The organism is Pseudomonas sp. MWU16-30316 (assembly GCF_020515645.1).
Taxonomy (GTDB): Bacteria; Pseudomonadota; Gammaproteobacteria; order Pseudomonadales; family Pseudomonadaceae; genus Aquipseudomonas; species Aquipseudomonas cerasi.
Genome location: NZ_JAIZAZ010000001.1, coordinates 237072 through 261531, shown reverse-complemented (window position 1 = coordinate 261531; position 24460 = coordinate 237072). Strand labels below are relative to the sequence as shown.

Genomic DNA, 24460 nt, shown 5'->3' with positions numbered 1-24460 from the left:
TTAAAATTGCCCACCGCACGGTACGAGGCACGCCATGACCCTGGATAAATACGATCGGATTCTGCTCGATGAGCTGCTGAAAAATGGCCGGGCGTCTTTTGCGCAGCTGGCGAAGCTGGTCAATCTGTCCGCGCCCGCCGTGGCCGAGCGGGTCGCCAAGCTGGAGGCCAGTGGTGTGATTACCGGCTACGAAGCGAAGGTTGACCTGTCGAAAGTCGGCTTGCCGATTCAGTGCCTGATCGAGTTGCGCATGGGCAGTCACGGCAATCAGCAGGCGTATAAGGAACTGTGGAAAGTCCCCGAACTGATCCAGTGCTACCGGGTGACGGGCGACCCATGTGTGATCATGCGCGCGGCGGTCGATTCGATGCCGCACCTGGAAGACCTGATCAACCGGATCGCCAAGTTTGGCTTCAGCAAGACGTCAATCGTGCTGTCAACGGCAGTGGAACGCAGCCTGCCGGCTGATTACTTGATCAACAACGGCAAGCAAGAGCACTGACCGGTCAGACGCCGCGCTGACGCTTCAGCGTTTCGCTGATCTTCGCGGCCGGGACTTTCTGCAGGGAACACAGCATCTGGTGGGAGATGGCTGAGATACCGTGGGTCTGGCGCAATTCGTTGGTCAGGTGCACGGTCAGGTTGGCCGCCATTTCCGCATCGGCCATCGCCCGGTGAGCCTTGCCGGTGTCGGGCAGGCGCGCGTAGCGGGTCAACGTGCCGAGCTTGTGGTTCGGTGCGCCAGGCATCAGACGGCGGGCCAGCAGCAGTGAACAGGCAAAGCTCTGTTCGCGCGTGCGCTGGATACGTGACAGCTCGTAATCCCAGAACTTCTGGTCGAACGAGGCGTTGTGCGCCACCAGCGGTGTCGAGCCGACGAAATCCGCCACATCGCCCATCACCCGCTCGGCGCTGGGGGCGGTACGAATCATGTTGTTGCTGATGCCGGTCAACCCTTCGATGAACGCAGGAATACGCACGCCGGCATTCATCAAGCTCTGAAAACGCTCGACGATACGTCCCTGCTCCATGATCACCACCGCAATCTCGGTCGCCCGGCAGCTATGGCCTGGGGAGATACCGGTGGTTTCAAAGTCGATGACTGCAATACGTTCCAACACTGGCCTGGCCCTGTAAATTCATTTCAACAACAACGCGCCTTCGATCGGCACGTAACGGCTGGCGGCGCGGATCAACGAATTCGCGGTCAGCCCCGGTACGCCGTAGGCGACCGCCTCGACCCCATGCTTGCTGATCACGCGTTCGAGCAACATGTCGAAATCGCCATCACCCGACGCCAGCACGATTTCGTCCACTTGCGGCGCGAAATCCATAATATCGATGGTGATGCCGACATCCCAGTCCCCTTTGGCCGAACCGTCGCTGCGCTGGATGTACGGCTTGAGCCTGACGGTGAACCCCAGATTGCGCAGGATCTGCTGGAACTGCTGTTGCTTGCTGTCGCCACGATCAATGGCATACGCAAACGCGTGAACGATCTCGCCGCGCTTGCTGATATCCGCCCACAAGGCGGCGTAATTGAAATGACAGCCATGCGCCTGGCGCACGGTGTAATACAGGTTCTGCACGTCGGCGAACACCGCGATCTTCTTCACCGCAATTCCTCATGGCGGGCAACATGCCCACGGGTTACAGCGATCCGGAACGTGAATCGGCGCCCAGTATGCCAGTTTGAGGAAGGAATTGAGGGATGGATCGGTATCGGCCGCTGCGAGGCCCGCGCGGCATGGCACAGATTATCGTTCCCACGCTCCAGCGCTGATCGTTATACACAAGTCTGCTCTTGATTCTGGCCGCAGGCCGTGGGAGCGAGCTTGCTCGCGAAGAGGCCGGTAACCCCTGAAAATGGAGCATCTGTATCATCGTATTCGTGAGCAACGCGGATCGCCGCCCCCGACCTGCGGGCAGAAGCCCGAAAGTCACGCTTTTCGGGCTCTTGGAGATTTGTGCATAACGATGCGCGCTGGAACGTGACGAACGACCGTCACGTCCTCAAACGAACGAATCATCGTCCGAGAACATGTCACCACCATCGTCGAAACTGTCGTCAGCCGTGTACTGCTGATCCGGCTGTCCCCAACCGCCCTGATCATTGAACGAGCCGGTGTCCTGAGCCTGTGGCGCGTCGTGAATGACCTCGACGATCTCCTGCGGCTGGCTGTGGTGGCTGAACATGCTGCTGATGCCCTCTGCCAGCAGCACACCGCCCGCTACACCGGCCGCGGTCTTCAGCGCCCCGCCAAGAAAGCCGCTGCCGGCAGCCGGAGCAGGCGCGGCATAACCGCCCTGTGGCGCTGCGGGCGCAGGTGCAGGATTGAAACCACCACCATCACGCCAGCCGCCACTGGAAGGCTGGCTCGGTTGCGGCTGCGAGGCGCGCGGTGCGCTGCTGCCAAAGATACTCGACAAAAACCCGCCACTCGCTGGCGCGGACGAGGACTGCCCCCTGGCCTGCTGAAGCTCGGCCTGCAACTGCTGAATCTGCTCATCACGCTGTTTTACCTGCTGATTGAGCTGATTGACGGCTGCTTCCTGCACCAGAATCGCCTGCGTCATGTAGTACGGCGCAGCGGGCTGGCGGGTCAGATGCTCCTTGATACGCGCCTCGGCCGCAGCATCTCGCGGGGAGGATGCCGTTTCAGCGTCTTTCAGTTTCGAGAAAAGACCGTCAATCAGGGTTTGCTCTTCGCTGTTCATGACCACCTCACTGAGTTGCCACTGGAATTCTTCCCTGCCGCAATGGCAGGACCATGTGCAGAAAATGGGGCCTCATCGACGCGCTTCAATGACATGAAGAAAAAGATAACAAGCCGTGCGCCGAAAACCACTGCGCTTGGTTAGACAGGGGGCATGGGCTAAAGTGTGCGCCTGCTTTTAGCCTGCGATCTATCTCCATGAACCCGTTGAACATCATCCAGGATTCGCTTTATTTCTTTCGGCGTAATCTGGGCAGCATCGCGCTGCTGTGCCTGCCTGTCGTGATCCTTGAAGTGCTGGCCAAACAAGCGCTGGGCAGCGCCATGTCCGCCGACACTTCGCCTGCCTATGCATTGGTGATCGGACTGTTCTTCTACCCTGTCTATACAGCCGCGCTGATCCTGTTTCTCGACGCACGCAGCCGTGGCGAGGACGTACACACCCGCGATGTACTGGCCATGGCCGTGCGCCTGTGGCCGACCTTCGCCGTGCTGTCGGCCATGAGCACCCTGCTGATCATGTTCGGCCTCTCACTGTTTGTGGTACCCGGCATCTGGGTAATGATCAAACTGGCGTTCAGCGAATACCTGCTGGTTCTGCGCAAACTCACGCCGTTCATGGCCATGCGCGAAAGCATGCAGATGACCACCGGACACTTCACGCGCATTCTGGTGTGCGTACTGAGCGTCTACATTCCCCTGTGGCTGCTCGAGGGCGCCAGCCTGTACCTGTTTCCGGAACCGCAAAGCGCAGCGGTTTCCGTGATCACCGACAGCATCGGCAGCTTCCTGCAACTGTTCACCACCATCGTGACGTTCCGCCTGTTCATGCTGATCAGCGAACCCGCACACCGCGCCTGAAGCAAAGGCTGACGTCAGGTGCGTCGATTCGGTATGCTCAATGCCGAATCCCTCACTGAGCGCCAGGCGCTCCAAGTCGAGCCGATGCCCCGTTTACTGCTACGTCTGACCCTGTACGGCTTGCTGCTGGTCGCCGTATTGCTGTTACTGGTTTTCCAACTGACCTGGCGCCCTCCAGCCCGTGAATTACTCACGGCGAGCTGCAACCCAGCGGTCGAAGCACCGAAACTGGTGCCGGGGCAAGCGCTGAAAGTCATGACCTGGAACATCCAGTACCTGGCGGGTAAACGCTATGTGTTCTGGTACGACATGGCCGACGGCAGCGGCCCGGACGAGCGCCCGACCCATGAAGACCTTGCCTACAACCTGGATGAAGTGGCGCGGGTCATCCGTGATGAACAGCCCGACATCGTGCTGCTGCAAGGCGTCGACGATGGCGCCAAGAACTCCGACTATCAGGATCAGCTGGCGCTGATCAAGGAACGTGTGGCGGACCTCTACCCGTGCAGCACGCAGGCGTTCTACTGGAAGGCAGAGTTCGTACCCAACCCGCATATCTGGGGCAGCGTCGGCAGAAAACTCGCGACCCTCAGCCGCTTCCACATCGACAGCGCCGAACGTATACAACTGCCGGTGCCCGACGCCAACATCATCAGCCGTCAGTTCCAGCCAAAAGATGCCTTGCTGGTCAGCTACCTGCCCTTGCGTGACGGCGGCAAACTGGCCGTCATCAACACCAGCCTGACCACCGCCAGACACGCCGGCGACACCGCACAAAAACAGGTCGCGGCCACTGAAACGCAGCTGGACAAGCTGGAAAGCGGCGGCACGCCCTGGCTGATCGGCGGCGACTTCAACCTGCTGCCGCTGGGCCAATACCAGCGCCTCCCCGAGCAGCAACGCCTCGGCTACGCCGCCGACAGCGAACTGCACGAGCTGTGGGAAAAATACCCGATGATCCCCGACAACGCCGAATCCAGCGGTATCGACCGCAGCAAATGGCTGACGCACTTCCCCAACGACAGCCGCATCAACGGGCCGGACCGGACGGTGGATTATCTGTTCTACAGCCCGAGTTTGAAGCGAGTGAGTGCGAGGGTGCGCAGGGATGACACGTTGTTGATCTCTGATCACTTGCCGGTGATCGGGCGGTTTTTGTTGCCGGTTTTGCCTTGAGGGAGCGAGCAGCATTCGGGTTTCAATACTCTGGCTGGCCACCAAACTTTCGCATAGCGCCCTCACAGCCGACAGTGTCAAAACAGTTTGAACCGTTTCTGAGCGCGTTCGCCTAATGATTAGCCTGTGCATACTTCCATGGGCGACGTGCCAATACCGGCATACACCAAAGGGTGATCAACGTGGCTAAAGACGACAAGAAAAGCAAAGGCGAAGCCTCAAAAGCCAGCAAGGACCTGAAAGACAAGAAAGCATCACCGGCAAAGAAATCTGAAGCGGCCTCGACGCTTTCCAAGTCTTCCGAAAAGAAAGACAAGAAAAAAGACGCCGAGCCAAAGAAAGCTGCCAAAAAAGCTGATAGCAAGCCAGAAAAGGCCAAGAAATCAGAAAAGGCTGAAAAGCCGGCTAAAAAGAAAAAGTGACATCTGCTACCTGCCAGGGCTTTGCGCCCTGGCGTTCTCTGGGTATCTGAATATCCAACATTTGATCAGGTGTTCAACACCCGGCACTTTGAATAGCAAGAGTTCGATGCTAAAGCACCGACCAGATTGGCATTCAAGCCTTCACATCACCCACCATCGTATCGAGAGCCTCCTCGAACTTCGATAGCTCTATTTCTAGCCCAGCTCCGTAAACAGCTGTGCCGCGCGCGCAGTCGATAGCGACGGCTATTCCGGTCCCGGTGAGCCCTCCGGGGTATTTGCGTAGTTTCAGCTCGACTCTTGTCGCATCCAGCCAGATTGCTCGATCCGCTGTCCAGAGGCTGCTTTTAAAAGAAAAGACACAACAGTTTTGCTGTGTATCGATGATGACGGGCGGAAAAACCCAGTGTGAATTGCCCGCTTCCCACGGTGTTGCCTCGACCCGATAGCGGCCGTCAGGTGACAGGGCGAGGGTTTCGATGTCTTCGACGTACATAGAACCAACCTCATGACGCGGTATGCTCACTTGAGCAATTGACGAACAAACATGCAGTTTTCAGGACTCACGCTTGATCCGAAGCCGATGACAGTCTGCTGAAGTCAACACCTTACCGGTTTTCGAGCGAACCAGGAGAGTGTCCACAGGCTGCGACGATTCGTTATCCAGCAGTACCGAATGAGTATCGCCCTTGCTGAACAGAAAGCGTTCGCCCCACTGGCGCATGCTTACTACAACAGGAAATACGGCGTGCCCCATCTCGGTAAGCACGTACTCCTTGTAAGCACTGCCATCCGACGCTGGCTGCACATCAAACACTCCTAGCTCGACCAGCAGCTTGAGCCTTGCAGCAAGTATGTTCCTGGCCAGCCCGAGGTTTTTCTGGAACTCGCTGAAACGGCGAACGTCGTCAAAGGCCTCTCGGAGGATCATCAATACCCAGCGATCTCCAATAGCCTCGAGCGCGCGAGCCACCGGACATTCGCTTTGCGCCATCAACTTCTGTCTGGCCATGTATCTCCGACGTCAGGCGCCAAATAGTGTGCAGAAGACATTGTGTCGAGTAAATGCGAACCCACAACAGTAGTTGCAAATTAAAACCAGCGCTGCTAAAAATCAACACCTGGTTTCAATTAGAAACTATATCAAGGACGAATGATGATGCTTCTACTCGTTGGGCAGCGGCAGCGGCGTCGGCGTCGGCGCCCTTGGCGGCCACTTACACTTATGCGAAGTCTTGCTGGGTCGCTGCATGTCTGCCGGCTGCAGCCATCAGCGGTATTGCGCTGCTGTACTGGGCGTAGCTACAAATTCCCTCAGTGATTCATGACAAGGCAAATCATCAATGAAACCATTGCACATAGCGCTGGCTGTGCTGGTCATGGCCATCTGGGGAATCAACTTCTCAGTGATCAAACTGGGGCTGACAAACGTCGATCCACTCATTCTGGCAGGCCTGCGCTTTAGTCTTTGCGCCCTGCCAGCGATCTTTTTTGTCCGTAGGCCCGATGTGCCCTGGCGATATCTCATCGGTTATGGGCTGGTCTTCGGCATCGGGCTATGGGGAATAGTCAATCTGGGAATCAAAGCCGGGCTCTCGGCCGGGATCGCTTCGCTAGTACTGCAGTTCAGCGCGTTCTTCAGCATCCTGCTAGGCAGTTGGGTATTCAGGGAAGCACTGAACCGGTTCCAGATATTGGGCATGCTCATTGCGCTCAGCGGTCTGCTCAGCGTCATAGTGATCAGCGACGGCTCGGTCAGCCTTCTCGGCATGCTGCTGGTGCTGGTGGGCGCGTTGTCCATGAGTGTCGCCAACATCATTAACAAAAAGGCCAATACCAGGGATGTCTTTGCTTTTCTGGTATGGTCCAGCGCCTTCTCGCCTATTCCCCTGTTCGCCCTTGATTACGCCATTAACGGCAGCGTCGGCTACATCATGTTTGTGAACCATATCGGCGCCACCGCAGTACTGTCGATTCTGTTTCAGGTCTATCCCAACACCCTGTTCGCCTACTGGATATGGAACTCGTTGCTAAAGACCTATCCCATTTCAACTGTGGCTCCGCTGTCGCTGTTGGTGCCGATTTTCGGGATGCTGGGCTCGGTCGTGATATTCAACGAGCATATGTCGACGGGCAAGGTACTGGCGGTGCTTTTGATTGTTACGGGACTGAGCGTTGGGTTGTATGGAAGACGGATTTTTGATGGGTTGATTGGGCGGGACGGCAGAGTTTTGAGGTGACAGGTTGAGCCGGTTATCCACGCAGGGGCCTGAGCTTGAACGGGTAGATAGCCCCCTGCGATTTTCTTGCTCGCGCTTCGGCGGGCGGTTTGGAAAGGCCTGTCCTCAAACTATCGCTATTGCCCTTACGCCTGATGCGTCAAGGAAGACTCCAGAGAGCGTCCGGCCTACTAAGGCGTAGCCAGCGTTTGGCCCTCCTACGTCCCCCTAGGCTTGACCCGAGCCGTAGCCTCCGCCACCAATGGATCATCCGGCCAGTAATGCTTGGGATAACGCCCCTTCAAGTCCTTCTTCACATCTATATAGGTCGACCGCCAAAAGTTAGCCAGGTCCTGCGTCACCTGCACCGGGCGGCGTGCCGGGGACAGCAAGTGCAGTTTCAGCACCTGCCGCCCATTGGCGATACGCGGCGTATCGGACAAGCCAAACAGCTCTTGCAGCCGCACCGACAGAATCGGCGGATGTTCGCTGTAGTCGATACGGATATTCGAGCCAGACGGCACTTGGATGGTCTGCGGGGCCTGCGCTTCCAGTTGTTGCGGCATTGGCCATGGCAGGAGGTTGCGCAGGATGGAGGACAGGTCGAGCTGGCTGAAATGGCTGAGCCGGGTGACTTTGCCCAGGTAGGGCATCAGCCAGTTTTCGAGTGTCGCCAGCAGTTGTGCGTCGCTCAGATCAGGCCACTCGCTCGCTGAGCTTTTCTCGATATCCAGGCTGCGCAACAGCGCAACACGCGCCTGCCACTGACGCAGTTCCGGCGTCCAGGGCAGCAGTTCCAGGCCTTTGCGACGCACCAGCGCCAGCAACGCATGGCTGCGGGTTGCGTCGTCGAGGCCGGTCAGTGGTTCGCGACTGATGATCAGTTCACCGACTTTGCGCTGTCGTTCGGCGCGGAATACACCTTCGCGTTCGTCCCAGTCGATCTGGTCCACGCTGATGACCTGCTCGGCCAACACCGAGTCGAACAGTGCCGGATCGAACTCGGCGGCGAGGTAAATGCGTTCTTCGCGCTGGCCCTGGCGGCTGCCCAAATCCGCGATGACCAGCCATGGCTGTTTCATCAGCGCATCTGCCTCGGCGAACAGTGCCGCGCGGCCGTTGGCCAATCGGTATTCCGCTCCGCCCGCTCGGCGTTGCTGTGCGACGCGATCCGGGTAAGCCAGCGCCAGCAAGGCGCCCAGCCAGCGGGAGTGGTCCGGATCGCTGACCGGGCTGCTCGCCGCGCCGCGCAGATACCCGCGATATTGCCGCGACAGTTGTCTGGCCCGTTGTACCCCGCCTTGTGCGCCGCGCGCCGCGCGTTCGGTGCCGGCCAGCAGGGTCAGGCGGCTGTGCAGGTCCGCGCCAGCGCCGCGCAAGATATCGCGCTCGCCCAGCAAGGCCGCCACGTCGCACGCCAGTTCGCCCAGCCCTAGCGCATGGCCGCGCAACAGCAGATGGGCGATGCGCGGATGAGCAGGCAGCTCAGCCATCGCCTGACCGTGTGGCGTCAGGGCTGGCGGCTGACCCGGCTGATTGTTCAACGCCTCCAGACGCACCAACAAATCCTGCGCCTGTGCATAAGCCGCGGCTGGCGGTATATCCAGCCAGACCAGTTGCGCAGGCGTGACGCCCCAGCGAGCCAGTTGCAGCGCGAGCCCGGCGAGGTCCGCCTGAAGAATTTCTGCCGCCCCGTAGGCGGCCAGTTGATCGTGCTGCGCTTCGGACCACAGCCGATAACACACGCCCGGCTCCAGCCGCCCTGCCCGGCCAGCGCGCTGGGTGGCGCTGGCACGGGAGATACGCTGTGTTTCCAGACGCGTCATACCGCTGCCCGGATCGAAACGCGGCACCCGCGCCAAGCCGGCATCGATCACCACGCGCACGCCGTCGATGGTCAGACTGGTTTCCGCAATGTTGGTCGCCAGCACCACCTTGCGCGTGCCCTTGGGAGCCGGTTCGATAGCCGCGCGTTGCGCATTCAGATCAAGCTCGCCATGCAAAGGGCACAGCAGAATGTCGGCGCGCTCACCCAGTGCTTCCGCCAGTTGCTGGTTGACCCGACGAATCTCGGCCTGCCCCGGCAGAAACACAAGCAGGCTGCCGGACTCGCTGCCCAGCGCATCCAGCACCGTCTGCACGACACGCGGCTCGACAAACTCACCGGGCTGAAAAGGACGCCCCCACTGCAGGCTCACCGGAAACATGCGCCCATCGCTGCGCACCACCGGCGCGTCGTCGAGCAACGCCGCCAACCGCTCGCCTTCCAGCGTGGCCGACATGAGCAGAATCTTCAGCGGTTGATCGTCCCGAAACAGTTCCCGACCATTGAGGCTCAGGGCCAAGGCCAGATCGGCATCCAGACTGCGTTCGTGAAACTCATCGAAAATCAGCAGCCCCACACCTTCCAGCGCCGGATCGTCCTGCAAACGACGCGTGAGGACCCCCTCGGTGACCACTTCGATACGCGTCTTCGGGCCGACCCGGCTTTCCAGACGAATCCGATAGCCCACCGTCTCGCCGACCTTCTCGCCCAGCTCACTGGCCAACCGCTCGGCAGCCGCTCTCGCAGCCAGGCGCCGAGGCTCCAGCATCAGAATGGTCTGCCCGGCCAGCCAGGTTTCCTCAAGCAGCGCGAGCGGCACGCGCGTGGTCTTACCCGCACCGGGAGGGGCTTCGAGTACGGCTTCATGGCGCGTGATCAGGGCCTGGCGCAGGGCTGGCAGGACGGCATCGATGGGTAACGAGGTCATGGGGGCTCCCAGGTAAGCTGGCTATTGTAACGGGTAACCATCCCAACTTCGCCTGACGCCTTTCACTCCAAGCGCGCTAACGCATAACTTGTCGGTGCCATGAAAACCCCGTGAGATGTTCGCACAGAGTCCGCCCCGCCCAAAGCTTCGCATCTGCATCAAATAGGTCACGAGAGACAGTGCGAGACTTGATCTCATCGATATCCTGTATATCCGTTGCAAATACGTAGCGGTTGGCACCATTGAGGATCATCGTCCAAATAAATGCTGCTTCGGTAAGACTCAGCGTGGTGCCTCGTTGAGGGAGTCGATAGCCAACACAAGCGAATAGAAGATGCCTGGGGCTCAAAGGAAGGAAAAGTTTTGTGTCTGGCACACCCCTGCCACCTTCAAGGCTCAGTTTGCCGTTCGCTCCAACGCCGAGCCTCGTGAACGGGTTATCGGTGGTTGGCCAAGTAATTCCAAGTGGAACCTACAGGAGGGTCCATCGATAAGTTGGCATACGATGGATTGTGCCCTTGAGGATGTGTTCGAGCTGTAAGCGTACGGGCATCCCCCCCTTTTCTGAACACACTGAGTCAGGCTGAATATTGAGACTAATCGTGTGCGCTTTGCCAATTCAGTCATTTGGGACGTTTAATGCCGGGAACAACCATTACGCTTGAGGCAATCCCGATTTATCGGAATTGCCGCGTAATCAGAAAACCTGAGCATTTCGGGCACGTTGCTTTCAGTGCCTGGCTAGTCCGAGGTTAGCCCTCAGCTTCCCTGAAGCCTTTGTCATACCACAAATCGGTTAACCAACTGATTCAGGTTAACAGCCAGTTTTGACATTTCACCGCATGCACTTGCTGTCTGGCTGGCACCCGCAGCGTTTTGCGCTGCTAACTCGCGGATACTGACCAGATTGCGATCAACCTCGCGGGCTACATGCGATTGTTCTTCAGAGGCCGTCGCGATCATGAGGTTACGTTCATTGATCTGAACAATGGCCGTGGCTATCTGATCCAGCGAGGTACTGGCTTCCTGGGCGACGCCAAGCGATTCGGTCGCAAGGTCTCGGCTCGTGTTCATTGCCTTCACGGCCAGATCAGAATCGTTCTGGATGGCAGCGATCATCTGCTCGATTTCCTGGGTCGACACTTGAGTGCGATGGGCCAAAGCTCTTACTTCGTCCGCAACCACCGCAAACCCACGACCTTGCTCGCCTGCGCGTGCTGCCTCAATGGCTGCGTTCAAAGCCAACAGGTTGGTTTGTTCTGCAATTGCCCGAATCACCTCGACCACTTTAGTGATGCTCTGGGCACGATCTGACAACCCTTGAATCTGCTCGCTGGTGTTTTCAACGTTACCGTTCAGCGTTTGAATTGACTTTAACGTCTGAGCCACCCGCGCCAAACCGACCTCTGTATACCCTTGGGTACGCTTCGACTCTTCAGAAGCTGACTCCGCATTACGTGCGACCTCATCAACTGCCGCGCTCATTTCTGTGACCGCTGTGGCTGCTTGATTGACCTCGTCATTTTGGGCGACAAGACCACGACTCGACTCCTCAGTGACCGCTGTCATCTCTTCTGACGCAGAGGCCAGTTGGGTGGACGAGTCGGATATCTGCAGAATCGTGTTGCGCAGGTTTGTCTGCATCTGCGCAAGTGCTTTCAACAATCGCCCTGCTTCATCAGTCCCGCTAACCAATACCTCCTTGGAGAGGTCACTGGCCGCGATACGCTCCGCGACGGACAACGCATCGTTAATCGGAGAGGTAATACTTTTCGTCAGCAGTAATGCCAAGCCAATCGTCAAAATGACTACGCCCGTTATAAGGCCAACGACAAGCCACAGGCCGTTGTTATAGAGATCGGTTGCGGTTTGCCCAGCCCGAGCTGCACCCTCGTTGTTAAAATTGGTCAAGTCTTTAATCTGCTGCTCCATCGCATTCGTGAGCGGGCGGATACCTGTACTCACCAGGTTGACCGCTGAGGCTATGTCACCTTGTCTCATCAACGGTTCGAGAATATCCAGTTGTTTGGAATAGGCATCGGCGCTGTTTTTTACTGGCGTGTAAAACGAGCGCTCTTTATCGCTCGCTATCAGTGGCTCATAGCCCGCCACCGCATCGGTGAAAGCCTTGCGATAGCCAGCGAAGTTTTCAATGTTCTTTTGAATGGATTGAGGGTCAGCGAGGCCTCGCTGGGTCTCGAGCCTCAGGCGAAGTGTCGCTTTGTCCATCAACGCAGTTTGTCGGATGCTGGCCATCCAATTGAGTTCGACGTCTTTTTCGGCATCCCGTAGCTTGCCCATTTGGAGGACTGCGAATATACCCAGCACAAAAACTAGAATGATGATTGAAGTGAAAAACAGGGCCGCTCGTGGAGCCAAATTGAGATTTCTAAGGCGCATGTTAGATTCCTGCTCTCCAATGATGGTTGACATATTCAACAAGCTATCGACCCAAAATTGGAAACTTTAAGCTTTTCGTCAAGAGGCGATGTGGCTGCTGGACGGCTGTCAAAACCTGGCATGCATATTCAAAGGCAACGAAGCAGGTTGAATGATCAGGCCAGCGGCACCAAAGGCCTACACCCATCGCAATTGGGGTGCATGGCAATGGGGTTCAGAAGGCGAGACGGGCAGCAAGTCGGCCATAATCAGTATTGGCCTGTGCCTAGAACGGGCTGGCATATGAACTGCTTTCTGGTGGTGTCGGCCATTGCTCGTCCCTCGACGCAGTTGCGACCTTTGGTTTTAGCAGAGTAAAGAAGTAGATCTGCTTCCCTCAGGGCGGCTATATAGCCCTCCTTCTCCGGTGCGTTGATCGCCACCACACCTGAACTGATTGTTACATTCCCCACTGGACTGCCGGAGTGCTCTATAAATGAGTTTTCAATGGATAACCTGACTTTTTCGGCAACGCTCAAAGCACCCGCTAAATCTGTTTCAGCTAGCAGGATCACGAACTCCTCACCGCCATACCGTGCCGCTAGATCGCCAGCCCGGTTGATGCAGCTTCCGATGATCCCGGCTACCTGGCGCAGGCAGTCGTCCCCCCGCAGATGGCCGTAGCAGTCGTTGTATTGTTTGAACCAGTCGATATCCAACAAAATGATCGCGATGACCGAGTTATTTCGAGACGCTCGTCCCCACTCTTTTTGCAACGTAGCGTCGAAGCAACGTCGATTGGCCAAATGCGTCAGACTGTCGGTCTGAGCGATGACCTCAAGCTCGGTTCGGGCGCTGCTCAGCTCACTTTCCGCAGTGATCAAGTGCTGAATTTGCCTGTACAACAAGAGACCTAGCGAAGCCAAAGATAAAGTGATCATAGCCACCAGAGCCATGGATCGATACGCATAGGCCCACCAGGGGGCGAATACATGCTGGCAGGAAACGCCAGCAGCAGCGACGATGGGCAACCCGGAAACCCGCCGATAGGCATAAATCCTTTCCACGCCATCCACTACAGACTTGATCATAGCGGTACCGCTATCACTGTATGGCAGGTAACTGGTGAAAAGATCCCCTTTGGCCACATTGGTTGTCATAAGTGCCGTCATTGTCGGTCGCCGAGCCAGCAAGTCGCCATTGTTCAGCGCGAGAAAAATAACGCCCTTGTCGTCCACATCCATGCGCTTGAAGAATGATTGGAAATAGGCAACGGGCACAGTCGCTAATGCCACACCTGCAAACGTACCGTCGGCAGCATTGATGCGTCGACTGATAGGGATAACCATCTCCCCCGTAATGCGACTCTCGACAATGGAACCGACGTGGATGGACTCATCGGCGTTATCGCGGTGATACGCGAAGTACGCGCGGTCGCTGTTGTTTTTCACCTGTATACCTTGGGAAAAGGAGTTGGCGACCCAGTTGCCTTGGGCATCGTAGATGAAAAGCCCCTGGATGCCGTCCACATTCACCACATCCTGGGCCATCAGTTTCGCCAGTCGAGCTTGCTGAGCCCCCTCTAAACCGTCGCGCTCCACGCGCTCCACGAGATCACGCAGCGTATTATCAGCTTGTCGCACCGTATCCCGAGCTTGCTGCTCGGCGGCAAGAACGATGTTTGAAACCGCAATTTTGGCTGTAGCTACGCGCTCACGCTTGGATTGATTCATCTGCCAGGCTGTAGCCAAAATCAACGAGAGACACACTAGAGCAATGAAGCCAAGCAGTGCTTTGGTGAGCATGGAAGGCGCGAGTCTGGTGGAGGTAAGGTAAAAAGGCTTCATAGAGGGCGTCATCAAATTGGCTTTTGAGCGCTCTATGCAGCTTTCGTACCTTAGTAGTGAGGCTGGCTAGTTAAACAGCAACTTGTCTGCCAGTGCCCTTAGTTGGCACTTTTCCTCGTTCAAAGCCAAGGCGCTGTCTGATCTTCTCAAAAGGATATTCGCGTGCCTCACGCAAACGGCTTTGAACAAAGCGGGATCGATCTGAGCCAGGCTGATCAGGGCTTTCATCAGGCGCAGATCCACTTCGATGATTGCTGCGCCATCTCTGGCTATCGGCGCAAAGAAGTCATCGAACAAGTCGTCCACATTCAAACCATGCAGAAAAACCTGGCCGCAGCTTTTTTCATGCTCAGGGGCAACTGGCTGTGGCTTACACCACGTAGTCAAGCTACGTACGCCTCGCCCGATGACGTCAATGGCCGTGCCGGGGTCATTCACTGCGGGAGACAGCGCGCGGGATGCTATTTCCGACAGCACTGAAAGTCCAAAGCGGGGATCGTGTTCGAAGGTTCTCCGGGTGCCTATTGTCAGCGTAGCGAGCACCTTCTCCGACGGCTCGCCAGTGATCTCGACAGACTCTTTGGCCAGCGGTACGAGATAGGCCAGCGGCCTCCCCAGGTGGACGAAACTACCGGGGAGAATATCCACGAATATTTTGAGGTTTCCGGCCTCCGCTACCTCGCTCAGTGCCTGAACATCGATATGCTGTACATATCCAGTCGATTCACTGGTAACGATCTGAGAGCCGATAGGCACAGTCCACCCCTTTGGGAAAGCGACTCCGCCCAGGTATGGCCACCGAACTCTATGATCGATTGCATCAATGGCCGCTTTCTCCACCAGATCAATCGTCTCGCCCATTCGCCCCAACTTTGAAAGGTGATCAATCCAGCGCAGAAGCGTGTAAACGATGAGGATGACCACCACTATGGTCGCTGCGAACAGGAGTACGCGTCCTTGGGCGCCATAGACTCCAGTGCTCAAGGCGATGATGCCTACCAGGCTAAATAGAAATGAGCCGATGAACGTCGCGAGCGCGTTTTGTGTTGTCGTGTCCTCCATTACCAACGTCGTCGCACGCGGTGTTACGCCACTGCTGGCCGCGCCGTACGCTGTCACCATAGTGCTTAGCGAAAAGGTGGTCACTGCAAGCATGCTGGAGGCAATGATGCTCAGAATCTTGTCAACGGCATCTGCACCTATACGGGCCGACAGAGAAAATGGAATCGAGTCCTTGAGCAAGATTGATATCAAGGCGGTCGCTACGCCCAGCAGTGAAAACAAGGTAGCTCTGAGCCAAAGCTTCTTTGTAAGTTGCACCAGCATCCAACGCCATCGAGCGATCATAGCCTTACCTTTTTGGACAACTGCTTCGGAAGCAAACGGAATCATCCTCTGACTAACTAGACTGATTGAGTTCGTTCACCAACAGAAGGTTCAGCGCATAGGCGCCTACCCCACCGTTTCGCCGACCTTCTCGCCCAGTTCACTGGCCAACCGCTCGGCAGCCGATCTCGCGGCCAGGCGCCGAGGCTCCAGCATCAGAATGGTCTGCCCGGCCAGCCAGGTTTCCTCAAGCAGCGCAAGCGGCAAGCGCGTGGTCAGGGCCTGGCGCAGGGCTGGCAGGACGGCATCGATGGGTAACGAAATCATGGGGGCTCCCGGAGAGATGCAGGGAGCATACCGGGGTGGGGTTGGGGAATCAGGCGGCGTATTTTAGCTGAACGGCAGTCGCCAGAAAGACTGCCGCAAGCATGCCTCGCGTCGAAAAATCAGACCTGGACCTGGTCACCTTTCTCATCAATAAGGCCATTGTCGTATTTCTTGCGCAATTCTGGATCGGACAAAATCTTGAACGCATTTGAAATCACTTTGAAACGCTCAGTCGCCTCAGCCTCGTTACCGACGTTCTTATCAGGGTGATTCTTCAGCGAGGCTTTCTTGTAGGCCGTTTTGACTGCGGAGAGGTCCGCCGTCATGTCCGAGAGGCCCAGATGCGCGTACAGCGGCTTGACGGGTGGCTTGGCGGGGCCGGAATCGTCCACCTTCGCGGACGCGCCAGCAGCGGGCGTGTCGTGGGGCCGATCTGCTGACGGCCGCTGAGCGCCTGCATGGGGCTCGGCTTTCGGCGGTGGCGGCGGCGCGCTGTTGGCAGCCTGGGGGCGAGTGCGTGGAGGCGTTTGTGGGCGTGCTTGCTGTTGAGTGCTTTCAGGTCTCCAGGACGGGCCCGGCGTGGGTCGTCGCACGCGATCGGTGTTCGACTGACGAATCTCGTTGATCAGTTGATCAGCGATGTCGTTCATCAGTTTGTTCAGCTTCAGGTTGCTGGAGAAGAACGCATAGTTCGCCTCACTGTTGTGCTTGCCATACTCAGGTTCGGGCTTGACCATCGCCTCGGCCAGCGTCTTGCCCAGAGAGAACAGCAGGTTGCCCTTGCTATCGCTGACGCCCAAAAAGCTCATCACGTTGCGCATCGACTTGTCGCGCTCCCAGACAACGCTGGCCACGTCGAAGGCAGCTCGCGCCAGATTGAATCGGCCTCCCCCTTCGTGGGTCTCGATATGGGTCACCGGTTCCTTGCCGCGCAATGCGTCGAGGATCACCGCGAGGCCTTTCTGCTGACGCTCGTTGAGCCGACCTGTCTGCTCCAACAATGAGTTGTTGACCTGCAACGCCACTTTGCCAGCGATATGGCTAACGACGTTCATCGCGCGGTCTATCGTTGGCTTTGTCGAATCGCTGAGCGCTACACGCGCCAACGAAGATGCAATGCTGGTGAGGTTGATCATCGGCTTCTCCGGAAACTCATACCGCCTTGGTGGCAAGCAACGAGATCCGGTTCCACGGGATGTCCAACTCTGCACAGGCGCAGAACACTGACGCGAGCATCAGTCAGGTGTGTGCGTTACGGTCAGCCCGCTTTGGCCGCCATCGCCGTCACTTCAACCCGCATGCCCTCAACCGCCAACGCAGCCACACCCACTGCCGCGCGCACGGGCCACGGTTTTTTGAAGAAGCGTTTGTACACTTCGTTGAAGGCGGCGCGATCGGCCATGTCGGTCAGGTAGATGGTCAGGTGCATGACCCGGTCCATCGAGCTGCCGGCGCGTTCGAGGGCGTCTTTCAGGGCACGCAGGGTGCATTCGCTTTGCTCGGTGATGCCGCCCAGTTCCAGGCTACCGTCGGGATGAGTAGGGATCTGGGTGCTGACCAGCACGCCGTTGAAGTCGGCGACGTCCGACGAGATGGACTCCGGATCTGGATCGGGGGTGAAGGTGATGTCTGTGTTTGCCATGGGATCTCTGCTTTGCAAAGGATGGAAAACGCCAAGCCTACGCGAGCGACAGGTGGGGGTCGAGCCGTGGGCTTTGTCGCGGAAAGTTGAAATGCGCCGCGTTGCTCTACAGAATCGCGCCCGGACCCGGCCATGCTGTCGGACGTTTGGGGTGAAAGGGGTTGCCGTTGAACGAACAGAGATTGTCCATGCGCCTTGAGCGTGTGGCGACGCACGTACCCGCCGGTGCACGGCTGGCTGATATCGGCTCGGATCACGGTTATCTGCCGGTCGCGCTGCTGAACCGTGGCGCCATCTCGGCGGCGGTGGCTGGCGAGGTGGCATTGACGCCGTTCTGCGCAGCCGAGCGCACCGTGCGTGAGAACGATCTGGAGGATCAGGTCAGCGTGCGCCTGGCCGATGGTCTGGCGGCGATCGAAGCGCAGGACGCGATCACGGCGATCAGTCTCTGCGGCATGGGCGGCGAGACGATTCGCGACATCCTTGAAGCGGGCAAGGCGCGCCTGAGCGGTCAGGAACGCTTGATCCTGCAACCCAACGGCGGCGAGCAACCGTTGCGTGTCTGGCTGATGGAGCATGACTACCGCATCGTCAGCGAAGAGGTGCTGCGGGAAAACCGTTTCGACTACGAAATCATCGTCGCCGAACGCACAGGCCCCGTTAAGTACACGGCTGAGGAACTGTATTTCGGCCCGCTGCAGATGCAGGCGCGCAGCCCGGCGTTTCTGCTCAAGTGGCAGCGTTTATTGGGCAAAAAACAGAAAACGCTGAACAACTTCGAAAGAGCACAGAAATGCGTGAGCGAAGAAAAAGGGCAGGAGGTTGCGCAGCAGATTCGCTGGATTAGCGCATTGCTGGCCTGAAAATCGAACTCATGCCCGAACCTGCTCTCAAACCCGCATGATCCGCAGTTCAGGCTTTTATGGCGCCTCAAGCTGGTGGTGTCAAAGTTGCAATGTGTGACGCGGAGCGTCACGAACTGCATTCCCACGCGGAGCGTGAGGAACGAGAGGTGTGCGGGAGATTACTTCTCGTGACCATGCGCGGCGCAGGGCAATCAGCCCGGCGCGCCTGTTTGTCTCGCGCCAATGCTCTGCGTGAGGAACGAGAGGTGTCCGGGAGAATGCTTCTCGTGACCATGCCCGGCGCGGGCAACCAGCCCGGCGCGTTTTCTGTACAACCATCGACGGGAGCAACACGACCATGTATTCAGACGTACTTTCCTGGGGCCACGGACCTCGTCTGTTCGAAGTCTTTCTTGAGCCAACCTGCCCTTTTTCAGTGAAGGCTTTCTTCAAGCTCGATGAGCTGCTGGCTCAGGCCGGAGAAGACAGGATCACGGTCAAAATCCGCCTGCAATCGCAGCCCTGGCACATGTTTTCGGGTGTCATCGTGCGCTGCATTCTGGCGGCTGCGACCCTTGAAGGCGGCAAGCAAAGCGCCAAGGCGGTTATGACGGCGGTTGCGTCGCACCGTGAAGAATTCGAGTTCGAACACCACGCCACCGGCCCGAACATGGACGCGACGCCCAATGACATCATCGCGCGCATCGAGCGTTACAGCGGCCTGGCGCTGGCGGAGGCATTCGCCAATCCCGAGCTTGAACAGGCCGTGAAATGGCACGCCAAATACGCTCGCCAGAACGGCATACATGTTTCGCCGACCTTCATGATCGACGGTCTTGTGCAGCCGGGCTTGAGCAGTGGCGATCCCGTGTCGAAGTGGGTCGCAGAATTGGGTTGAGCGGCGGGCTCAACCCAGCGCACCGATCCGCTCATTGATCCATTCACGGCTGCGCGCCAGCGCCTTGCGCGCCAACGTGGTCGGGAAATGGATGAAGCCGTGCGGCGACTCGGGCATGAGGTGCATTTCGACCTCTGCCGAGTTGGCCCAGCGCTCGGCCATTTGCAGTGTGTCATCCAGCAGCGGGTCGATCTCTCCGACGAACATCAGTGCGGGCGGAAGGCCGGTCAAATCGCCATACAGCGGTGACAGTGGCGGCTCGCGGCGTTTATCGTCGCTTCGGTCGGGGGTAAGCGCGCGCATGGCGCCGACCATCCCCGGACCGTCCAGCACCAGCGTCTCCGGCCCTGCGGTACGCACGCTCTTGGTGCCCGTCAGGTCGTAAACGCCGTAGTACAGCACCGTCCCCACTATCCGCTCGAGCAGATCAGGTCGGCTTTTCAATTTCAGAAGCGTGGCTGCGGCAAGATGTCCGCCAGCGGATTCGCCGACCACGATAACCGGCAGGCCGGCAAACTCCTCGCAGTCTTTGCCCAACAGCCAGCAGGCGGCAGAAAAACAATCCTCCATCAGGCCCTCGATGGGGGTTGTTACAGCAAGTCGGTAATCAACCGAAACAATGGCCACGTCGCAGGCGTTGACCATGCCGACGTTGAGATCATCGTTCATCTGGGCATTACCGATCACCCATCCGCCGCCGTGGATGTCGAACACCACGCCCTTGGGTTTACCTTTGGGGCGGATGATGCGCACGGGCACCGGTACGTTATCCGAACTGACCGTTCTTTTCTCGATGCGCAGGTCATGGCCTCCCGGTTTCAGGGCGCTGCCGATCTGAGCTGCACGCAACAGCGCCTGAATCAGCCGGGGCGTGACGCGATTGCGAATCTGGAAACGCGGCATCCGCGCGAGGGTTTTATTAAACCGTCGTACTTCTACCAATTCCTGCTCACTGGAAGGCCAAGGCTGTTTTGTGTCCACTTTCTGCTCTCTTGTCAGGCTGACGTATGCAGGGGCGCGCAACGCGATTTGCCCCCACCTGTACCTGAGAGGCTTTTAGTCGTAGAACGGTTCAACGGATGCCCGACCGCCCACGAAAAAACTGTCCGCGACCAGCCGCAACGGTTGCAGGTCCAAGTCACTGGCTTTATCGCCGATCAACTGTTGGAAGTAGCGATACACCGCTGCGTACTCGCCCTCTTCCGAAACAGCCTGACGCACGCCATCGATACTCAACACTGCACCGCCGTTGTCCAGGCGCAACGTCCCCTCAGCGCAGCGAATCTCGATGCTCCAAAGCTCGTCGTGACCATGATCGAAATCGAACTCGGCGCGGATATCGAGATGGCGCGTGTCGGACATTTTGATGGACGCAGCGATAGGCGACTGGCAATTGCTCGGCACGCGCAGTTCGGCAGACTCGACGAACAATGGCAGTGGCAGCAGGTGGGTCACGATCGACAGGGCATTGATGCCCGGATCGAACACGCCAAGGCCACCGGGCTGCCAGATCCACGCCTGACCGGGGTGCCATTTGCGCACGTCTTCTTTCCAGTCGATCTGCACGCTGTGCAGGGTGCGGGTGGACAACCACTCACGCGCCGCTTCGATACCCTGCGCGTAACGCGAATGCCAGGCAAACAGACCGCTGACGCCCTGCTCTTGCACCTGGGCCACCAACGCCATCGCCTCACCCAGGGTCGCGCACGGCGGTTTCTCGACCAACACATGTTTGCCGGCCGCCAACGCTTCCTGCACCAGGGCAAAGCGACCTTGCGGGGGCGTACAGAACGCAATCGCGTCAACCTGCAGCCCGCTCGCAAGCAGTTCGCCCAGGGATTTGAAATTCTCTACCCCGGCGCACGGCTGGCCTTGCGTGGCCACGGCCACCAGCTCAAACGCGGGGTTGGCGTGGATCGCCGGGACGTGTTGATCCTGCGCAATCTTGCCGTAGCCCACCAGACCGAGACGAATCGGTTGCATACATGACTCCTGAGTTTTTGTAGTTATCGTGCGGCACAGTAAACCAGATGTTAATCGTGGTCGGTAAGGGGCATCGGCGCGGGAGCTGTTTCTCTGGTCAATCTCATATTCGACAAATCTTCAGCGCCTGCTCAGGCCCCTTCGTGAGCAAGCTCACTCCCACCACTGCGATGGCTCCGCATCCCATGTGGTTTAACTTAACGGCCGCAGAACCACCCCATCACTCAATAGTCTTAGCCTTGCAGTCATTGCCTTGTATAGTTGCCCTCTTCATCTCAGGAGCTTTCCATGCGCATTCCTTCTCGCTTGATCGGTGGCGCTCTGGTCGCCACGTTGCTGACTCAGATTTCGGCCTGCGGCAGTATTTTCTATCCTGATCGTCGTGGTCAGATCGATGGCAAGGTTGACCCGGCCATTGCGGCGCTGGATGCTTTCGCGCTGCTGTTCTATATCATTCCAGGGGTGATTGCGTTTGCGGTGGACTTCGCCACTGGTGCGATCTATTACGGGCCTGGCGAGCATGCGCAGATCGATCCGCAAAAGCTGCAAAAAGCGCTCAAGGCTGACGGCAGTGTCGACAACACCAAGCTGCAAGCCATCATTGAAACCGAGCTGGGCCGTCCCCTGCCGTTGAACGATCCACGCCTGATCCAGCACAAAGGCAGTGTCGAACAACTGGCAGCACTGGGTCTGGTCCCGGCTGCCTGATATCAATTCCGTTCAAGGAAGCGTCATGAGCACCACTGCCGAACATTCCCGACTGCTGCGTCTCGCGACACGGGCCTCGCTGGCAGTTGCCACGACGCTGATCCTGGCCAAGGGCGTTGCCTGGTGGCTGAGCGGTTCGGTGAGTCTGCTGGCCGGTCTTACCGACTCGCTGCTCGATGGCGCCGCCTCGTTCCTCAACCTGCTGGCGGTGCATTACGCACTTAGGCCTGCAGATGACGATCATCGCTATGGCCACGGCAAGGCGGAAGCGCTGTCGGGCATGGCGCAGGCGTTGTTCATCACTGTCAGTGGTGTGCTGATTGCCGTTCAGGCGGTCGAGCGCATTCAGAATCCCGAACCGCTGGGCGCGCCGCTGCTGGGCATGGTCGTGATGGTGGTTTCCATCGCGCTGACGATCGCACTGCTCACCCTGCAATACCGGGTGATCAAGGCGACCGGCTCGGCAGCGATCCGCGCGGACTCGCTGCACTACCGTTCAGACTTGCTGCTTAACGCCAGCATTCTGGTGGCGCTGACGCTCGCGTATTTCGGCTGGCAACAGCTGGACGCGTATTTTGGGCTGGGCATCGCGCTGTATATCTTGTGGAGCGCCTTTCAAATCGCCCGCGAAACGATATCGGTGTTGATGGATGCGGAGTTGCCGGCCGATGTCAGCACTCAAATGCTGGCACTGGCGTGCGATGTGCCGGGCGTGCTCGGGGCGCATGATCTGCGTACACGAATCTCCGGTAATCACTGGTTTGTGCAATTGCACCTTGAGCTACCGGGCACCCTGACGCTGTCGGTCGCCCACGCCATTTGTGATCAGGTGGCCGACGCCATTCACAAGCAATTCCCGAAGGCCGAAGTGCTGGTGCACGCCGACCCTCAGGAAGTCGTCAAGCAGGCCAGTGCCTGACCGGCATCAGTTGACGCTGTAACCTCGCCCCGCCAGGCACGCGCCCATCGAGCGACGATACAGATCGACCATGTCAGGCGATGGCTGACCGGTGACATTGGCCGGGTCGAAACCGCTTTGCTCCGCAGCCCAGCGGTAGCACTGGTATTTATCCAGCTCGACCTGCTGCGGGCTCTGCCCGTTGGCAGGGTAGGCCACCGGATCATAGCCATTGCCCTGTTGTTCGGCCGGCGGAGCCTGATACACGGCTTCGTTCTGCGGCGGATTGACCACCACATAGTCCTGACTGTCCGGCTGGTAGGCGTAATAGGTGCCGGCAGCCAGAAACAGCAGGCTGCTGCCGATCCATACTTCCTGAGAGTAGGACGGTAGTCTGCTGACACGCACGCCGTAGGGCGGTGTCACCACGACATAACGCGGGCCTTGCGGACGATACCAGTAGCCACCCGAGTAGTAATAGTCCTGCCCACGATAGGGAATACGCGAGTAGCCACCCGGTACGCGATCTATCGCATAGCCAGGCCGGTATTGCGGGCCGGGGCCCCAGCCGTTGCCACGCCCATCGGGGCGTCCTTCCCAGTGATCATTAGGGCGACCGTTACCGGCCTGCCAGTTGCGGTTGTTGCCGCGTGGAATGTCCTGGTAATAGCCCTGACGCGGCGGCTGGGTTTGCCACGCCTCTTTCGGACCGCTCTGAATCGGCAGGTTGTCCTGAGCCTGGCGCAACTGCTGACGCTGCTGGTTTTGCTGCTGCTGAATCTGGCGCTGCTGATCGCGCTGTTGCTGCTCGATCTGCTGTTGCTGCTGGCGCTCGACGTTGCGCTGCTGAAGCTGCTGTTGCTGGATCTGCTGCTGTTGCTGACGCTCGACCTGACGCTGCTGGTTCTGCTGTTCCTGAATCTGGCGTTGCTGATTGGTCTGCTGCTGGTTGATCAGTTGTTGCTGCTGACGCTCGAGCTGGCGCTGCTGGTTTTGCTGCTGTTGGATCTGCCGCTGCTGATTGCTCTGCTCTTGAGCACGCTGTTGCTGCTGCTGACGCTGCTGCGCGTTTTCACCAGGGCTGCCGTAAAGCGGATTGCGCGGCGGTTCATCACGTTCGTCGGCCAGCGCGTGAGCACTGATGCTCAGACACAACAGACTTACACCCGCAAACTGCCAGATGCCAGATTTCATGCTTTCCTCACTAGAGCGCGGGTTGACGTCATTAAGACTGTTTAAGCGTAGCGCCGTTCTGCGCACTTTATCAGCAGACAAAGAAAAGGGGACCAAATGGCCCCCTTGAGATACTTCGTCCTGGCGCAGCGCTTTTGACGCTGGCTCACCTCATGCCGTCTTCTGGACAGTATGTAGCCCGGGGGCCTGACACACCCTGTTGGGTGGGAGGCCGCGACTGGCCTGATTCGGCGGGTCGCGCTGGACGCTGTGTCCGGGCAGTGAT

Annotated in this window: 24 protein-coding genes and 1 pseudogene; 10 read left to right on the top strand and 15 right to left on the bottom strand. The window is 58.3% G+C overall.

Features of this window, described 5'->3' with window-relative positions; all coding sequences use genetic code 11:
- Positions 1-34: 34 nt before the first annotated feature.
- The gene (locus LCH65_RS01345; protein ID WP_096106912.1) at positions 35-502 is read left to right on the top strand and encodes an Lrp/AsnC family transcriptional regulator; all 468 of its coding nucleotides are present in this window, start codon (positions 35-37) and stop codon (positions 500-502) included.
- A gap of 4 nt (positions 503-506) precedes the next feature.
- Here the strand turns inward: LCH65_RS01345 and LCH65_RS01340 are convergent, their stop codons facing one another.
- The 3 genes from LCH65_RS01340 to LCH65_RS01330 form a co-directional block, all read right to left on the bottom strand.
- Positions 507-1118, bottom strand: a complete 612-nt coding sequence (locus LCH65_RS01340; RefSeq protein ID WP_164989731.1) for a 3'-5' exonuclease — start codon at positions 1116-1118, stop codon at positions 507-509.
- 21 nt (positions 1119-1139) lie between these two features.
- On the bottom strand, positions 1140-1616 hold the full coding sequence (locus LCH65_RS01335) for an NYN domain-containing protein (protein ID WP_003313837.1): 477 nt from the start codon (positions 1614-1616) through the stop codon (positions 1140-1142).
- Positions 1617-2013: 397 nt separating this feature from the next.
- On the bottom strand, positions 2014-2718 hold the full coding sequence (locus LCH65_RS01330) for a DUF2076 domain-containing protein (RefSeq protein WP_003431652.1): 705 nt from the start codon (positions 2716-2718) through the stop codon (positions 2014-2016).
- Positions 2719-2915: 197 nt separating this feature from the next.
- Between LCH65_RS01330 and LCH65_RS01325 the strand changes: the two genes are divergently transcribed.
- The 3 genes from LCH65_RS01325 (at position 2916) to LCH65_RS01315 (ending at position 5176) form a co-directional block, all read left to right on the top strand.
- Positions 2916-3578, top strand: coding sequence for a YciC family protein (locus LCH65_RS01325; RefSeq protein WP_003368738.1), 663 nt, complete (start codon positions 2916-2918; stop codon positions 3576-3578).
- A 33-nt stretch (positions 3579-3611) separates the two neighbouring features.
- A complete protein-coding gene (locus tag LCH65_RS01320) occupies positions 3612-4754 on the top strand; it encodes an endonuclease/exonuclease/phosphatase family protein (RefSeq protein ID WP_226439247.1) in 1143 nt (380 codons plus the stop codon).
- A gap of 173 nt (positions 4755-4927) precedes the next feature.
- On the top strand, positions 4928-5176 hold the full coding sequence (locus tag LCH65_RS01315; RefSeq protein WP_003368741.1) for a hypothetical protein: 249 nt from the start codon (positions 4928-4930) through the stop codon (positions 5174-5176).
- Positions 5177-5309: 133 nt separating this feature from the next.
- Here the strand turns inward: LCH65_RS01315 and LCH65_RS01310 are convergent, their stop codons facing one another.
- The gene (locus tag LCH65_RS01310; RefSeq protein ID WP_226439069.1) at positions 5310-5672 is read right to left on the bottom strand and encodes a hypothetical protein; all 363 of its coding nucleotides are present in this window, start codon (positions 5670-5672) and stop codon (positions 5310-5312) included.
- Positions 5673-5732: 60 nt separating this feature from the next.
- Positions 5733-6188 carry a helix-turn-helix domain-containing protein gene (locus LCH65_RS01305; protein WP_044309413.1) on the bottom strand — a complete coding sequence of 152 codons (456 nt, stop codon included), beginning with the start codon at positions 6186-6188 and terminating at the stop codon, positions 5733-5735.
- Between the two features lie 331 nt (positions 6189-6519).
- On the opposite strand from LCH65_RS01305, the gene LCH65_RS01300 reads away from it, so the two are divergent.
- Positions 6520-7416, top strand: a complete 897-nt coding sequence (locus LCH65_RS01300) for an EamA family transporter (protein ID WP_226439068.1) — start codon at positions 6520-6522, stop codon at positions 7414-7416.
- Positions 7417-7613: 197 nt separating this feature from the next.
- On the opposite strand, the gene hrpB is transcribed toward LCH65_RS01300, so the two are convergent.
- From hrpB to LCH65_RS01265, 7 genes and pseudogenes are all read right to left on the bottom strand, one after another.
- Positions 7614-10148: an ATP-dependent helicase HrpB gene (gene hrpB, locus LCH65_RS01295; RefSeq protein ID WP_226439067.1), complete on the bottom strand. Its 2535-nt coding sequence runs from the start codon at positions 10146-10148 to the stop codon at positions 7614-7616.
- A 780-nt stretch (positions 10149-10928) separates the two neighbouring features.
- A complete protein-coding gene (locus LCH65_RS01290) occupies positions 10929-12548 on the bottom strand; it encodes a methyl-accepting chemotaxis protein (RefSeq protein ID WP_057423610.1) in 1620 nt (539 codons plus the stop codon).
- Between the two features lie 248 nt (positions 12549-12796).
- Positions 12797-14374 carry a sensor domain-containing diguanylate cyclase gene (locus LCH65_RS01285; RefSeq protein ID WP_058417065.1) on the bottom strand — a complete coding sequence of 526 codons (1578 nt, stop codon included), beginning with the start codon at positions 14372-14374 and terminating at the stop codon, positions 12797-12799.
- A 66-nt stretch (positions 14375-14440) separates the two neighbouring features.
- The gene (locus LCH65_RS01280; protein ID WP_122241312.1) at positions 14441-15721 is read right to left on the bottom strand and encodes a DUF2254 domain-containing protein; all 1281 of its coding nucleotides are present in this window, start codon (positions 15719-15721) and stop codon (positions 14441-14443) included.
- Positions 15722-15819: 98 nt separating this feature from the next.
- A pseudogene (locus LCH65_RS01275) lies at positions 15820-16027 on the bottom strand (ATP-dependent helicase); the annotation flags it as partial.
- Positions 16028-16146: 119 nt separating this feature from the next.
- Positions 16147-17163 (bottom strand): type III secretion system effector HopI1, encoded by a 1017-nt coding sequence (gene hopI1 / locus LCH65_RS01270; RefSeq protein WP_058398057.1) that lies wholly within the window; start codon positions 17161-17163, stop codon positions 16147-16149.
- 122 nt (positions 17164-17285) lie between these two features.
- A complete protein-coding gene (locus tag LCH65_RS01265) occupies positions 17286-17669 on the bottom strand; it encodes a RidA family protein (protein ID WP_096136460.1) in 384 nt (127 codons plus the stop codon).
- Positions 17670-17836: 167 nt separating this feature from the next.
- Here LCH65_RS01265 and LCH65_RS01260 point away from each other — a divergent pair, with 167 nt between their 5' ends.
- Both LCH65_RS01260 and LCH65_RS01255 read left to right on the top strand, forming a co-directional pair.
- Positions 17837-18532 (top strand): tRNA (adenine(22)-N(1))-methyltransferase TrmK, encoded by a 696-nt coding sequence (locus LCH65_RS01260; protein WP_282705936.1) that lies wholly within the window; start codon positions 17837-17839, stop codon positions 18530-18532.
- Between the two features lie 340 nt (positions 18533-18872).
- A complete protein-coding gene (locus LCH65_RS01255; RefSeq protein WP_003368767.1) occupies positions 18873-19412 on the top strand; it encodes a thioredoxin domain-containing protein in 540 nt (179 codons plus the stop codon).
- Between the two features lie 9 nt (positions 19413-19421).
- Here LCH65_RS01255 and LCH65_RS01250 read toward each other — a convergent pair whose 3' ends face one another.
- Positions 19422-20393, bottom strand: coding sequence for an alpha/beta hydrolase (locus LCH65_RS01250; protein WP_044309524.1), 972 nt, complete (start codon positions 20391-20393; stop codon positions 19422-19424).
- Positions 20394-20468: 75 nt separating this feature from the next.
- A complete protein-coding gene (locus LCH65_RS01245) occupies positions 20469-21395 on the bottom strand; it encodes a Gfo/Idh/MocA family oxidoreductase (protein ID WP_226439066.1) in 927 nt (308 codons plus the stop codon).
- A gap of 288 nt (positions 21396-21683) precedes the next feature.
- Here LCH65_RS01245 and LCH65_RS01240 point away from each other — a divergent pair, with 288 nt between their 5' ends.
- Together LCH65_RS01240 and LCH65_RS01235 are read left to right on the top strand one after the other, a co-directional pair.
- The gene (locus tag LCH65_RS01240; RefSeq protein WP_226439065.1) at positions 21684-22103 is read left to right on the top strand and encodes a polyribonucleotide nucleotidyltransferase; all 420 of its coding nucleotides are present in this window, start codon (positions 21684-21686) and stop codon (positions 22101-22103) included.
- A gap of 25 nt (positions 22104-22128) precedes the next feature.
- On the top strand, positions 22129-23022 hold the full coding sequence (locus LCH65_RS01235) for a cation diffusion facilitator family transporter (RefSeq protein WP_054081967.1): 894 nt from the start codon (positions 22129-22131) through the stop codon (positions 23020-23022).
- Between the two features lie 6 nt (positions 23023-23028).
- Here the strand turns inward: LCH65_RS01235 and LCH65_RS26300 are convergent, their stop codons facing one another.
- Positions 23029-23748, bottom strand: coding sequence for a DUF6515 family protein (locus LCH65_RS26300; protein ID WP_058398091.1), 720 nt, complete (start codon positions 23746-23748; stop codon positions 23029-23031).
- Here LCH65_RS26300 and LCH65_RS26295 point away from each other — a divergent pair.
- Positions 23740-24240, top strand: a complete 501-nt coding sequence (locus LCH65_RS26295; protein WP_345945905.1) for a hypothetical protein — start codon at positions 23740-23742, stop codon at positions 24238-24240. The genes LCH65_RS26300 and LCH65_RS26295 overlap by 9 nt on opposite strands.
- Positions 24241-24460: the final 220 nt, after the last annotated feature.